This is a genomic window from Streptomyces sp. NPDC033180, assembly GCF_055577645.1.
Genome location: NZ_JBVIPU010000001.1, coordinates 640,371 through 653,299, shown reverse-complemented (window position 1 = coordinate 653,299; position 12,929 = coordinate 640,371). Strand labels below are relative to the sequence as shown.

Here is a 12,929-nt window from a genome sequence, read left to right as displayed (position 1 = left end):
CGCAGCCGTCCCGCGATGGCGTGGCCGACGAGGACGTATACGAGGGCTGCCAGGCCGTAGCCGCAGACGACGCGGGCCCAGGCCTCGTCGAAGGTGCTGTGTTTTTCCGGGGGGTGCCCCCGGACCCCCGGGTCGTGACGTGTGGTGCTCCGGGGTGCGGGTGGGCTCGGCTGGTTCAGTAGCGCCGCAGCCGTCCCGCGATGGCGTGGCCGACGAGGACGTATACGAGGGCTGCCAGGCCGTAGCCGCAGACGACGCGGGCCCAGGCCTCGTCGAAGGTGAAGAGATCGTGCGACCAGCCGGCCAGCCAGCGGGCCACGTCGTGGACGAATTGGACGAGGTCGTTGGCGCGGTTCGCGTCCAACAGATACATGAGGATCCACAGGCCGAGGATGATGGCCATCACGTCCGCGACGATGACGATGACCCTCGCTGCGGTGCTGCCACGTGCTTGTCGGGTGGACATAAGAGCCGTGTACCGGGATCGGCCCGGTTGAAACTCGTACGGGCCCGCCCGAGTGGCGGGCCGCGCCGGGCGGGGTGAGGCTGCCGGGAGAGCTGTCCACTCGCTGCCCACGCCCGGAGGTCCCCGTGTTGCTGTCCGCCGCGACCGTACGCCGGTCTCTCGTCGCCCCTGTGCTGTGCGGCGCCCTGCTCGCGGGGACGACCGGTTGCGGAGGTGACGACGCGGACGCGGCCTCGGCGCCGTCGAGCTCGAGCTCCGCCGAGAAGCAGAAGTTCGCCAAGACGCGGTTCGTGGCGAACGCGGGGATCGCGGCGGGGGCGACGTACCAGTGGATCGTGAAGCCCTTTCGCGCGGGGAAGTTCAAGAAGGGCGCCGACGGGCGCAAGTTCGCCCTGATCAAGGCGGGACTCGCCGGGACACTCGCCTACAACCGGCTGAAGGCGGCGACGAAGAACGCCCAGGGCGACCCGACGCTGGCCAAGGCGGTGGCGCCCCTGACCGCGGGCATCGACGCACTCAAGGACCTGCCGTCCAAGCTCCGCAAGGGTGACTCCACGGACTCGGTCGTGAACTCCTTCGACGACGTCATCAAGCAGGTGAAGGACGCGGGCAAGGGCGCGGGCGCGGAGGTCAAGGACAAGGTGCCGTCGGCGGGGGAGCTGGCGAAGGGGTAGTAGGCCCCTGGCCTTGGGCGGGGTCTGTCACCGGCTTCGCCGAGTTCGTCCTCGAACTCCCCCAAGCTCTTAAAGAGCAGGGGGGACCCCCACGACGAGTCAGCCGTTCAGCTCCGCCAGCACCCGCAGCGTATGACGGTCCGGCGCCAGCACCAGCAGATCCGTCACGGGCCCCTTGCGCCACAACTCCAACCGCTCAGCGATCCGTTTTCGAGGTCCCACCAGCGAGATCTCGTCGGCGAAGGCGTCCGGCACCGCAAGCACCGCCTCCTCCCGGCGCCCCGCCAGAAACAGCTCCTGAATCCGCCGCGCCTCGGCCTCGAACCCCATCCGCGCCATCAGATCTGCATGAAAGTTTCGCGCGGAGTGCCCCATCCCCCCGATATAGAACCCCAGCATCGCCTTGACCGGAAGCAAGCCCTCCGCAACGTCGTCGCAGACCTTCGCCCGCGCCATGGGGGCGACCATGAAGCCGGCCCGCGCGCCCTCCAGCGACGCCTCGTACACGTCGGCCCGCATCGGCGACCAGTAGAGCGGCAGCCAGCCGTCCGCGATCCGTACCGTCTGCGCGATGTTCTTCGGACCCTCCGCGCCGAGCAGCACCGGCAGGTCGGCCCGCAGCGGATGCGTGATCGACTTCAGGGGCTTGCCGATACCGCTTCCGTCCTCCCCTAGGTAGGGGTGGGAGTGGAAGCGTCCGTCGAGGGTGACAGGCCCCTCCCGTCGCAGCACCTGGCGGATCACGTCGACGTACTCCCGCGTGGCGGTCAGCGGCGACTTCGGGAACGGCCGCCCGTACCACCCCTCCACCACCTGCGGCCCGGAGAGCCCGAGACCGAGCGTCATCCGGCCGCCGGACAGGTGGTCCAGGGTCAGCGCGTGCATCGCGGTCGTCACGGGCGAGCGCGCCGCCATCTGCACGACCGCCGTGCCCAGCTTGATCCGTGAGGTCTGCGCCGCGATCCAGGTCAGTGGCGTGAAGGCGTCCGAACCCCACGCCTCGGCGGTCCACACGGAGTCGTATCCGAGCCGCTCGGCCTCCTGGGTGAGCGCCACGTGACCGGGGTCGGGGCCGCGCCCCCAGTAGCCGAGTGCGAGTCCCAGACGCATGCCCCCCACCCTTCCTGACGGTCCGTCAGTTCATTGCAGGTGGCGACTGTACGACAACGGCCCCCCGCCCGGAAGGGCGAGGGGCCGCGAGGTGCGTCGGAGATCAGCCGCGCTGAATCCCCGTGGTGTCCTGCAGCACGCCACGACGGCCGTCCTGCGTCTGGGCCACCAGACCGGGACCGCGCTGCTCCACGGCCAAGTACCAGGTGCCGGGCGCCAGTTCGGCGATCGGCGTCGGCGAGCCGTCCTCCGCGTACAGCGGACGCGGCACCGGCACGGCGAACCAGAACGGCGAGAAGTCGCCGGTGGCCTGCGCCTGACCGGGAGGCGGCGTCTGCTGGCCCGGCTGCGGCTGGCCCGGCTGCGGCTGCCCCGGCTGCGGCTGCCCCGGCTGCGCGCCGAAGGGCTGACCCTGCTGCGGCTGTCCGGGCTGCGCGCCGTACGGCTGACCCTGCTGCGGCTGGCCCTGCGCGCCGGGGTAGCCGTAACCACCCTGCGGCTGGCCGCCGTAGGGCTGGGGGGCGGGGCGGGCGGCGCCGACAAGGGGAGCCTTGAAGGCGGGGACCGTCAGGGCGAGGATCGCCCCGGCGGCCAGAATGAGCGTGGCGATCAGGGACAGGATGGTGCCGATACCGGCGTCGAATCCGCTGTCGCTTCCCTGTCCCATGTTGTCGAAGCCGCTGGCCGGGTCGAAGACCTGGCCGATGGCGCTCCAGGCGGCGGCAATGGCGAAGGCAACACCGAAGTGCCCGAGGTCGAGGCCCAGGACCTTCGGAGGCGTCGGCAGCCCGCGGGAGACGACGATGCAGACGGCGCCGATGATCCCGGCAAGCGTGACGCCCATCAGGAACGGCCCGCTGTTCCAGGCGTTCGGCATATCGGCAGAGTCCGAGACACCTTCGATGTCCCAGATGTCCAGGAACGAGGCGATGAACAGCAAAACCGCTGCCCCGATCACCACGCCGTCGCCTCGAGTGAGAGAGCGGATATTCACTTCAGGTCCTTCGTAAGTCGTCTCGTCGGTGGAGGCGTCGCTCGCCCCAAGGTCGTGGCGCAAAGCGCGGGGATGGCCCCCCATCGTACGGAGGACATTATCGTTCACGCGGGTGGGGTGTCTGCTCGGGATAAAGACCAACCAACCCGTTATCCCCGACCAACCAACCCGTTATCCGCGCAGGAAGCTCACGATCCCGTCGGAGATCCCCTGAGCCGCCTTCTGGCGCCAGGCGCCACTCGTGAGCAACGCCTCGTCCTTCGCGTCCCGCATGTTGCCGCACTCGATGAACACCTTGGGGACGGTGGACAGGTTGAGGCCGCCCAGGTCCTTGCGTACGTCGAGACCGGTGCCGTCGCCGACGTAGTTGGAGGGGGCGCTGCCCGTCGCGCTCAGAAACTTGCCCGCGATGCGCTCGCCCAGGGCGCGGGACGGGGCGACGATCTTGGAGGTGTCCGCGGCGCCGGACTTCACCGATGCGGGCAGGATCACATGGAAGCCGCGGTTGCCCGCCGCGGAGCCGTCGGCGTGCACGGAGACGACGGCGTCCGCGCGGGCGTTGTTGCCGATGCGGGCGCGCTCGTCGACGCAGGGGCCCCAGGGGCGGTCGCCGTCCTGGGTGAACTTGACCGTGGCGCCCTGCTTCTCGAGCAGCGTGCGCAGGCGGCGCGAGACGTCGAGGGTGAACTGGGCTTCGCTGTAACCGTTGTTCGTGGAAGTGCCCGTGGTGTCGCACTCCTTGCGGTGCGTGCCGACGTCGACGAGGCGGTTGATCTCGGCGGTGTGCTTGCTGTTGCCCGTGTTGTGGCCGGGGTCGACGACGACGACCTTGCCCTTGAGGGGGCCGGAGGCGGCGGGGCGGCTGGAGGACTTCGGGGGCTTCGACGCGCTCGGCTTGCCGCTCGTCTCGCCGTCCTCACCCTTCTCGTCGTCCTTCTCGGAGGCCGACGGGGAGGGCTTCGCGGAGGACGAACCCTGAGCGGAGTGACTCGTGGAGGGAAGCGTTCTGGGTGGCTCGCTGCCACCGGGACCGCTCGTCGCCTCGTAGATGAGCCACCCCGCCAGGCACGTCGGCACCAGCGCGGCGAGCGTCACCGTGAGGGGGCCGCCGCTGAAACGGCGGGGCGGGCGTGGGGGCTGGCTGTCCGGACCTACGTACGACACGAGAGCGACTCTAACCGCGAGGTCAGGTCCCCGCTCCCGTTCGCCGCAGGACGCGCAGGGAGTCGGTTGCCGAGACCTCGGTGAACGCGCCGGACTCCAGGGCCCTGAGGTAGACGCGGTACGGGGCCTGGCCCGTCATGATGTCGGTGGGGTCGGGGAAGACGTCGTGGATCAGGAGCAGGCCGCCCTCCGCGATGTGCGGGGCCCAGCCCTCGTAGTCGCCCGTCGCGTGCTCGTCCGTGTGGCCGCCGTCGATGAAGACGAGACCGAGCGCACCGCCCCACGCCTTCGCCACCTGCGGGGAGCGCCCGACGATCGCGATCACGTGCTCTTCCAGGCCCGCGTGGTGGAGCGTGCGGCGGAAGGTGGGGAGGGTGTCCATCCGCCCGACCTCCGGGTCGACCGTCGCGGGATCGTGATACTCCCAGCCCGGCTGCTGCTCCTCGCTGCCGCGATGGTGGTCCACGGTGATGGCCGTGACGCCCGCCTGCCGGGCGGCGTCCGCGAGCAGGATCGTGGAGCGGCCGCAGTACGTCCCGACCTCCAGGAGCGGAAGCCCGAGCGCCGCGGCTTCCGTCGCCGCCGCGTACAGGGCGAGGCCCTCACCGGTGGGCATGAAGCCCTTGGCCGCTTCGAACGCGGCGAGAATCTCCGGCTTGGGCTGAGGGACGGCCATGGGGGGTCCTCCTGGGCTTCTGGGCTTCTGGGCTTTTGGGCTTCTGGGCTTCGGCAAAAGGGGTGGGCCCGCGTCGTGGGCCGACCTATGCTGCCGCATGGCCCGGCTGATCATGGAAGCGGGGCCGTACACAGCAATGGAGGGAACGGTCATGGAACTCGTACCGGCGGATCCGACGGTGCTGCATCCCTTTCCGGACCAGCCCCGTGTCGTGCTTCTGAAGCCGCTGGTGAAGTCTCCGTTGATCGAGGTGGGGGAGTACTCCTACTACGACGATCCGGACGACGCGACCGCCTTCGAAACGCGCAACGTCCTTTACCACTACGGGCCCGAGAAGCTCCGTATCGGAAAGTTCTGCGCGTTCGGGACGGGGGTGCGGTTCATCATGAACGGCGCGAACCACCGGATGGACGGGCCATCGACCTTCCCGTTCCCGATCATGGGGGGCTCGTGGAGCGAGCACTTCGACCTGATCAGTGGACTGCCGGGGCGGGGGGACACCGTGGTCGGCAACGATGTCTGGTTCGGGTACGGGGTGATGGTGATGCCCGGGGTGCGGATCGGGCACGGGGCCGTCATCGCTTCGGGGTCGGTTGTCGTCGATGACGTTCCCGACTACGGGGTTGTCGGGGGAAATCCCGCGAAGCTGATTCGTACGCGGTACAGCGAGGACGAGGTTGCGCGGCTCTTGGCTCTGGCGTGGTGGGACTGGCCTGCGGAGCATCTGACGGAGCATGTGCGGGTCGTTATGTCCGGGTCGATCGACGAGCTGGAGAGCGTCGCTCCGCGGGGGTAGATCACCGGCTCCGCCGAGTTCGTCCTCAAACGCCGGACGGGCTGGATATTCCAGCCCGTCCGGCGTTCAAGGACATCAGAGCCCCGCAGGGCCCGCCCTACGCCGGCACCTCACTCCCGCCCGGCAGCAGCAGGTCCATCTCCACCGCTCGGTCCGCCCCGCGGTACGCCGCCGCCGAAGCCAGCGGCGCATGCCCCGCCGCCGTCGCCGCCAGGACGTACGAGCCGTCGCCCGGCACCGCGAGGGCGTAGCGGCCGCCCTCGTCCGTGAGGGCCGAGCCGGCCTGCCGCCCCCGCCGGTCGATCAGCGTCACCTTCGCCCGCGCGACCGGCGCCCCGGAGGGACTCAGCACCCGGCCGTGGAAACCGGCAAGCGCCTCCTGCGCGGCCCGCAGGTTCGCGTCCTCCTCGCTGCTGGCCCGCAGTTGGGTCTTGACCGACCGGCGGGCCGACGGGAGGAAGAGGGCGAAGACCAGGCCGAGGGCGACCGCACCGGTGGCGATGAGGAACGAGGTCCGGAAGCCGGTCATGGTCGGTACGGCCACACCACCCACGTGGTCGGCGGTGTTGGCGAGGACCATGCCGATGACGGCGCTCGACACCGACGTACCGATCGATCGCATCAGGGTGTTCAAGCCGTTCGCCGCGCCCGTCTCCGACGGGTCCACCGCGCCGATGATCAGCGCCGGGAGCGAGGAGTAGGCGAGGCCGATGCCCGCGCCGACGACCACCGCGATGATGATCGTCTGCCAGGCGGCGCTCATCAGGCCGAGGCCCGCGCCGTAACCGATGGCGATGATCAGCATGCCGAGGATGAGGGTCACCTTCGGGCCGTACTTCGCCGAGAGGCGGGCGTAGATGGGGGCCGTGAACATCATCGTCAGGCCCAGCGGCGCCACGCACAGACCCGCGACGACCATGGACTGGCCGAGGCCGTAGCCGGTGGCGGTCGGCAGCTGGAGCAGCTGGGGAAGCACGAGCGAGATGGCGTAGAACGCCACGCCGACCATGATCGAGGCCAGGTTGGTGAACAGGACCGCGGGGCGGGCCGTGGTGCGCAGGTCCACCAGCGGCGCCTTGAGGCGCAGCTCCATCACGCCCCAGAGGACCAGGACGACCGCCGCCGCGCCGAACAGGCCGAGCGTCATGCCCGAGGTCCAGCCCCAGTCGCTGCCCTTGGTGATGGGGAGCAGGAAGAGGACCAGGCCCGCGGAGAGACCGAGTGCGCCGATCACGTCGAAGGTGCCCTGCGCCTTCACCTTGCTCTCGGGCACGAAGACGAGGGTCAGCAGCATCGATATGACGCCGAGGCCCGCGGCGCCGAAGAACAGTGCGTGCCAGTCGGCGTGCTGCGCGGTCAGTGCCGCGAGCGGCAGCGCGAGGCCGCCGCCGACGCCGATGGACGAGCTCATCAGGGCCATCGCGGAGCCGAGCTTCTCGCGGGGCAGCTCGTCACGCATCAGGCCGATGCCGAGCGGGATGGCGCCCATCGCGAAGCCCTGGAGGGCGCGGCCGACGATCATCACGACGAGGTCGTCGGTGAAACCGCAGATCAGCGAGCCCACGACCATCACGGCCAGGCTCGTCAGAAGCATGCGGCGCTTGCCGTAGAGGTCGCCGAGGCGGCCCATGATCGGGGTCGACACGGCGCCGGCGAGGAGGGTCGCCGTCATGACCCAGGTGGCGTTCGACGGCGAGGTGCTCAGCAGCGTCGGCAGGTCCTTGATGACCGGCACCAGGAGCGTCTGCATCACCGCGACGACGATGCCGGCGAAGGCGAGTACGGGGACGACTCCGCGGGTGCCGCGTTGGTGGGTCGTCGACTGCGTCATTACGTGGGGCCTCCGGGGGCGGCGGGTGGAGCTCTGGGGCAGGGGTACGTGCAGTGCGAACCTGTTTCCCCGGGCGACTATTCCGACGGATGTCGTACGAGGGGAATTCTTGACCTGTTGTTAACCGGGCGCTTACGGGAGCCCCGCGCCCGGCACGGGAGCGGCCCCGGATCTGACCTCCCGTCAGGCTTCCATCGAATTGGAACGTGTTCTAGTGTGTCGCCGTCCCGGAAGCTGCTACCGGCGAGGACGCGCATGGGCATCGGAATCACGCAGGAACAGCGGGAGTTGGCGGCGGCGGTGCGCGGCTGGAGTGCCCGTGCCGTACCGCCCGAGGAGATACGCAAGCTGCTCGACGCCCCGCCGGGCGCGGGAGCCAGGCCCGCCCACTGGGACGGGCTCGCCGAGCAGGGGCTGCTCGCGGTGCATCTGCCCGAGGAGTGCGGCGGCGGGGGCGGTGACCTCGTGGACCTGGCCGCCGCCCTGGAGGAGGCCGGGCGGGCCGCGCTCCCGGGGCCCTACCTGGCGAGCTCCCTGGCATCGGTCGTCCTGCACCGGGCGGGCGCCCGCGACCTCGCCGCCGAGCTGGCGTCCGGCGCACGCATCGGCGCCGTCGCTCTGGGCGCGGGCACGCTCACCGCGGTGTCCGTGACGGACGGCTACGTCCTCGACGGCACCGCGCCGCCCGTCCTCTCCGGGGCGGACGCCGACCTGCTGATCCTGGCCGCCGAGTCCGCGCGCGGGACCGAGTGGCTGGCCGTCGACGCGGCCGAGCTGACCGTACGTACGCAGGAGAGCGCCGATCCGACGCGGCCCACCGCCGAGGTGACGGCAGACGGTGTGGAGGTCCCGGCCGGGCGGGTGCTCGACGTCGACGCGGCGCTCGTACGGGATCTCGCGTGCGCCCTGTACGCGGCGGACGCGTGCGGGGTGGCGGCCCGGGCGCTGGAGACCGCCACCGACCACGCGAAGGTGCGGGAGCAGTTCGGGCGGCCGATCGGGCAGTTCCAGGCGGTCAAGCACCTCTGCGCGGACATGCTGGTGCGCCTCGAACAGGCGCGGGCGCTCACCTGGGACGCGGCACGGGCGACCGACGAGCCCCCGGGGACGCGGGGACTCGTGGCCGCGCTCGCCGCCGGGACCGCGCTCGACGCCGCGTACTCCTGCGCCAAGGACGCCATCCAGATCCTCGGCGGTATCGGCTTCACCTGGGAGCATGACGCGCATCTGTATCTGCGCAGGTCGCTGGTTGCCCGGCAGTTGCTCGGCGCCGGCGACGCACACCGGCTGCGGGCGGTGCGGCTCGCGCAGGGGGGCGCGCGCCGCGAGCTGCGGATGGAGCTGCCCCGGGAGGCGGAGGCGTACCGGGAGCGGGCACGCGAGGCCGTCGCGGCGGCCCGGGGGCTCGACCCGGCCGCCGCACGCAAGGCACTCGCACCCACCGGCTACGCCGCGCCGCACCTGCCCGAGCCGTACGGCCTGGGCGCGGGGCCCGTCCAACAGCTCGTAGTCCAGGAGGAGTTGGCGGCGGCCGGGGTGCGCGTCAGCGATCTCGGGATCGCCACCTGGGTGGTGCCCTCGCTCATCGCGTACGGGACGAGCGAGCAGCAGGAGCGGTTCCTGGCGCCGACGCTCAGGGGTGAGGTGCTGTGGTGCCAGCTGTTCAGCGAGCCAGGGGCGGGGTCGGATCTGGCCGCGCTACGGACGCGGGCGGAGCGGGTCGACGGCGGCTGGCTGATCAACGGGCAGAAAGTGTGGACGAGCGCGGCACAGTGGGCCGACCTCGGGATTCTGCTCGCCCGCACGGACCCCGACGCCCCCAAGCACAAGGGGCTGACGTACTTCCTCATCGACATGAAGCGCGCCTCGGGTATCGACATCCGCCCGTTGAAGGAGATCACCGGGGACTCCCTCTTCAACGAGGTCTACTTCGACGACGTCCTGCTGCCCGCCGACGCGGTCGTCGGCGAGGTGAACGACGGCTGGCGGGTCGCGCGCCACACCCTCGGCAACGAACGCGTCCACATGGCCGACCAGTTGACCTTCGACACCGGTCTGGAGGCGCTCATCGAGCGTGCCGGAGAGCTCGACGGCGCCTGCCGCGCGCGGATCGGCGCGCTCGCCGCCGAGGCCCACGCGCTCGCCTGCGTAGGCCTGCGCACGACGATGCGGCAGGTGGCCGGGGCGGAACCGGGGGCCGGGGCCTCCGTCCGCAAGCTCGTGCAGACGGTGCATCAGCAGAAGGTCGCCGAGCTCGCCCTCGAACTGCTCGGTCCCGATGGCGCGTTGTGTGAGGGCGCGGGGGAGCGGGCGCTGCACGGATTCCTGATGTCGCGCTGCCTGACCATCGCGGGCGGGACCACGCAGGTGCAGCTGAACGTCGTCGCGGAGCGGCTCCTCGGGCTGCCGAGGGACCCCGAGCCCCGCCCCACCACTCAGCCATCGTGAAGGAGCCGGACAGTGAAGGCGTACATAGTCGGCGTCGGCATGACGAAGTTCGAGAAGCCCGAGACGCGGGACTGGCAGTACTGGGACATGGCGAAGGAGGCGGGCACCAAGGCGCTCGACGACGCCGGCATCTCGTACGAGCAGGTGGAGCAGGTCCCGGTCGGTTACTGCTTCCAGGCCTCCACGGCGGGCCAGCGGGCCGTGTACGAACTGGGCCTGACCGGCGTCCCCGTCTACAACGTGAACAACAACTGCGCGACGGCGTCGACCGCGCTGATGATGGCGCGGCAGTTCGTCGAGGGCGGCATCAACGACTGCGTGCTCGCGCTCGGCTTCGAGAAGATGGCGCGCGGCGCGCTGGGGGGTGGGTCCGACGGAGGGGACTTCAAGACGTCCCCGGTCGCCCGGCACTACGGCATCATGGCGGCGCGGCACGGCTTCGAGATGACCCCGCCCACCGCCCAGATATTCGGCGACGCGGCACGCGAGCACATGGAGCGGTACGGCACGACCGAGGCGCAGCTGGCCGCGGTGGGCGCGAAGAACCACCGGCACTCGGTGAACAACCCGTACGCCCAGTTCCAGGACGAGTACACCGTCGACGAGATCCTCGCCGCCAAGACCATCCACCGCCCCCTCACCAAGCTGCAGTGCTCGCCCACGTCGGACGGGTCGGCCGCCGCGGTGGTGGTGTCGGAGAGGTTCGTGGAACGCCACGGCCTTCAGGAGCGTGCCGTGGAGATCGCCGCGCAGGCCATGACCACGGACACGGGGGAGTCCTTCGACTCGGGCTCGTGTGTCGACGTCGTGGGGCAGCCGATGTCGAGGGCGGCGGCGCGGCAGGTGTACGAGAGGTCGGGACTCGGCATCGAGGACGTCGACGTCGTCGAGCTGCACGACTGCTTCTCCATCAACGAGCTCCTCACCTACGAGGCGCTCGGCATGTGCCCGGCGGGGGAGTCCGGGAAGCTCGTCGAGAGCGGGGCGACGACGTACGGCGGGCGGTGGGTGGTGAACCCCTCGGGCGGCCTGATCTCCAAGGGGCACCCGCTCGGCGCCACGGGCATCGCCCAAGTGGCGGAGCTCACCTGGCAGTTGAGGGGCGAGGCGGAGGCCAGGCAGGTGGCGGGGGCCCGGGTGGGGCTCGCGCACAACATCGGCCTCGGGGGAGCGGCGGTGGTGACGCTGCTGCGCAAGGGCTGAACGGCGGGAAACGGAGAGGACCTCGGGTCCTAGGACCCGAGTCGGAGGTCCTCTGCGTCGAAACCCCGATGCATACCCAGCCAGAAGCCTGGCACCCTTTCTGTCATGGTCCAAACGTCCTCCGACACTTACATAGCCGCGCCGCCGCGGAAGTCCGCACCCGTGTGGGCGGTGCTGCTCGCCGCCTGCGCCGGGCAGTTCCTGGTCGTCCTCGACGTGTCGGTGGTGAACACCGCCCTGCCGTCGATGCGGTCCGACCTGGGCATGAGCGCCGTAGGACTGCAATGGGTGGTCAACGCGTACTCGATCGCCTTCGCGGGCTTCATGCTGCTCGGCGGGCGGGCCGGTGACCTCTTCGGCCGCAAGCGGATGTTCCTGGTGGGGCTCGGGCTCTTCACCGTGGCCTCGCTCGCGGGCGGGCTCGCGCAGGCCGAGTGGCAGCTGCTCGTGGCGCGCGCGGTGCAGGGGCTCGGCGCGGCGGTCCTCGCCCCTTCGACCCTGACGATCCTGACCTCGGCGGTGCCCGAGGGCCCCGCCCGGATACGGGCGATCGGGACCTGGGCGGCGGTGGGCGCCGGCGGCGGCGCCGCGGGCGGCCTCGTCGGCGGCGTCCTCACCGACCTGCTCTCCTGGCGCTGGGTGCTCCTGATCAACGTGCCGATCGGTGCGCTCGTCCTCGTCGCGGGGGTTGCCTGGCTCACCGAGAGCAGGGCCGGCCAGGCACGCCGCCTCGACGTGCCGGGCGCGGTGCTCGTGACCGCGGGGCTCGCCACGCTCGCGTACGGGATCGTGCAGACGGAGGAGAAGGGCTGGACGGCGGCGGCGACCCTGGTGCCGCTGGCCGCGGGGCTCCTGCTGCTCGGCCTCTTCCTCCTCGTCGAGGCGCGTACGAGGGTCCCGCTGATGCCGCTGAAGCTGTTCCGTGTGCGGTCGGTGTCGGCGGCGAACGCGGCGATGTTCGTGTGCGGCGGCGGCATGTTCGCCATGTGGTTCTTCATGACGCTGTACGCGCAGAACGTCCTTGGCTACTCGGCGCTGAAGGCGGGCCTCGCCCTGATCCCCTCTTCGCTGACGATCGTCATCGGCTCGAAGCTCGCGCCGCGGCTGATGCGGGTGCTCGGCGCGAAGAACGTGTCCGTGCTCGGGATCCTGGTGGCGGCGACGGGGTTCGGCTGGCAGTCCCTGATGACCGCGGACGGCGGCTACGTCACCTCGATCATGCTGCCCGGCATCGTGATGATGTTCGGCGCGGGTCTTGCCACGACCCCGCTGGCGTCCCTCGGCACCTCGGGGGCGGACCCGAGGGACGCGGGGCTTGTCTCCGGGCTCATCAACACCTCGCGCACGATGGGCGGGGCGCTGGGGCTCGCGGTGCTCTCGACGGTTTCGGCCTCGCGGATGGGGGGGTCCACGACTCCGGAGGCGCTGACCGCGGGGTACGCGATGGCGTTCCGGACCAGTGGGTGCATCCTGCTGGTGGGGGTGCTCGTGCTGCTGGTGTGGATGCCGCGGGAGGGGAAGGCCGGCCCGTCCGGCGTCTGAGGACGAACCCGGCGGAGCCGGTGAT

11 protein-coding genes are annotated in these 12,929 nt (G+C 70.9%); 5 read left to right on the top strand and 6 right to left on the bottom strand.

The window, feature by feature from the left end; genetic code table 11:
• Window positions 1–175: 175 nt before the first annotated feature.
• Entirely contained in the window at window positions 176–466 is a 291-nt protein-coding gene (locus ACZ5WE_RS03030; RefSeq protein WP_467690735.1) for a hypothetical protein, read from the bottom strand.
• Window positions 467–594: 128 nt separating this feature from the next.
• Between ACZ5WE_RS03030 and ACZ5WE_RS03025 the strand changes: the two genes are divergently transcribed.
• Window positions 595–1,140 carry a hypothetical protein gene (locus ACZ5WE_RS03025; RefSeq protein WP_467690930.1) on the top strand — a complete coding sequence of 182 codons (546 nt, stop codon included), beginning with the start codon at window positions 595–597 and terminating at the stop codon, window positions 1,138–1,140.
• Window positions 1,141–1,239: 99 nt separating this feature from the next.
• Here ACZ5WE_RS03025 and ACZ5WE_RS03020 read toward each other — a convergent pair whose 3' ends face one another.
• The 4 genes from ACZ5WE_RS03020 to ACZ5WE_RS03005 all read right to left on the bottom strand — a co-directional run bounded on the left by ACZ5WE_RS03020 (window position 1,240) and on the right by ACZ5WE_RS03005 (window position 5,084).
• The gene (locus tag ACZ5WE_RS03020) at window positions 1,240–2,250 is read right to left on the bottom strand and encodes an LLM class F420-dependent oxidoreductase (protein ID WP_467690733.1); all 1,011 of its coding nucleotides are present in this window, start codon (window positions 2,248–2,250) and stop codon (window positions 1,240–1,242) included.
• Window positions 2,251–2,353: 103 nt separating this feature from the next.
• On the bottom strand, window positions 2,354–3,244 hold the full coding sequence (locus tag ACZ5WE_RS03015; RefSeq protein ID WP_467690731.1) for a hypothetical protein: 891 nt from the start codon (window positions 3,242–3,244) through the stop codon (window positions 2,354–2,356).
• A 171-nt stretch (window positions 3,245–3,415) separates the two neighbouring features.
• Window positions 3,416–4,408: an N-acetylmuramoyl-L-alanine amidase gene (locus tag ACZ5WE_RS03010; RefSeq protein ID WP_467690729.1), complete on the bottom strand. Its 993-nt coding sequence runs from the start codon at window positions 4,406–4,408 to the stop codon at window positions 3,416–3,418.
• A 22-nt stretch (window positions 4,409–4,430) separates the two neighbouring features.
• A complete protein-coding gene (locus tag ACZ5WE_RS03005) occupies window positions 4,431–5,084 on the bottom strand; it encodes a class I SAM-dependent methyltransferase (RefSeq protein WP_467690727.1) in 654 nt (217 codons plus the stop codon).
• Between the two features lie 151 nt (window positions 5,085–5,235).
• Between ACZ5WE_RS03005 and ACZ5WE_RS03000 the strand changes: the two genes are divergently transcribed.
• Window positions 5,236–5,880: a CatB-related O-acetyltransferase gene (locus ACZ5WE_RS03000; RefSeq protein WP_467690726.1), complete on the top strand. Its 645-nt coding sequence runs from the start codon at window positions 5,236–5,238 to the stop codon at window positions 5,878–5,880.
• A gap of 97 nt (window positions 5,881–5,977) precedes the next feature.
• Here the strand turns inward: ACZ5WE_RS03000 and ACZ5WE_RS02995 are convergent, their stop codons facing one another.
• Window positions 5,978–7,711, bottom strand: coding sequence for an MFS transporter (locus ACZ5WE_RS02995; protein WP_467690725.1), 1,734 nt, complete (start codon window positions 7,709–7,711; stop codon window positions 5,978–5,980).
• A 255-nt stretch (window positions 7,712–7,966) separates the two neighbouring features.
• On the opposite strand from ACZ5WE_RS02995, the gene ACZ5WE_RS02990 reads away from it, so the two are divergent.
• From ACZ5WE_RS02990 to ACZ5WE_RS02980, 3 genes are all read left to right on the top strand, one after another.
• On the top strand, window positions 7,967–10,159 hold the full coding sequence (locus ACZ5WE_RS02990) for an acyl-CoA dehydrogenase (RefSeq protein WP_467690723.1): 2,193 nt from the start codon (window positions 7,967–7,969) through the stop codon (window positions 10,157–10,159).
• Window positions 10,160–10,171: 12 nt separating this feature from the next.
• Entirely contained in the window at window positions 10,172–11,362 is a 1,191-nt protein-coding gene (locus ACZ5WE_RS02985) for a lipid-transfer protein (RefSeq protein ID WP_467690722.1), read from the top strand.
• A 105-nt stretch (window positions 11,363–11,467) separates the two neighbouring features.
• Window positions 11,468–12,904 carry an MFS transporter gene (locus ACZ5WE_RS02980; RefSeq protein ID WP_467690721.1) on the top strand — a complete coding sequence of 479 codons (1,437 nt, stop codon included), beginning with the start codon at window positions 11,468–11,470 and terminating at the stop codon, window positions 12,902–12,904.
• Window positions 12,905–12,929 lie beyond the last annotated feature (25 nt).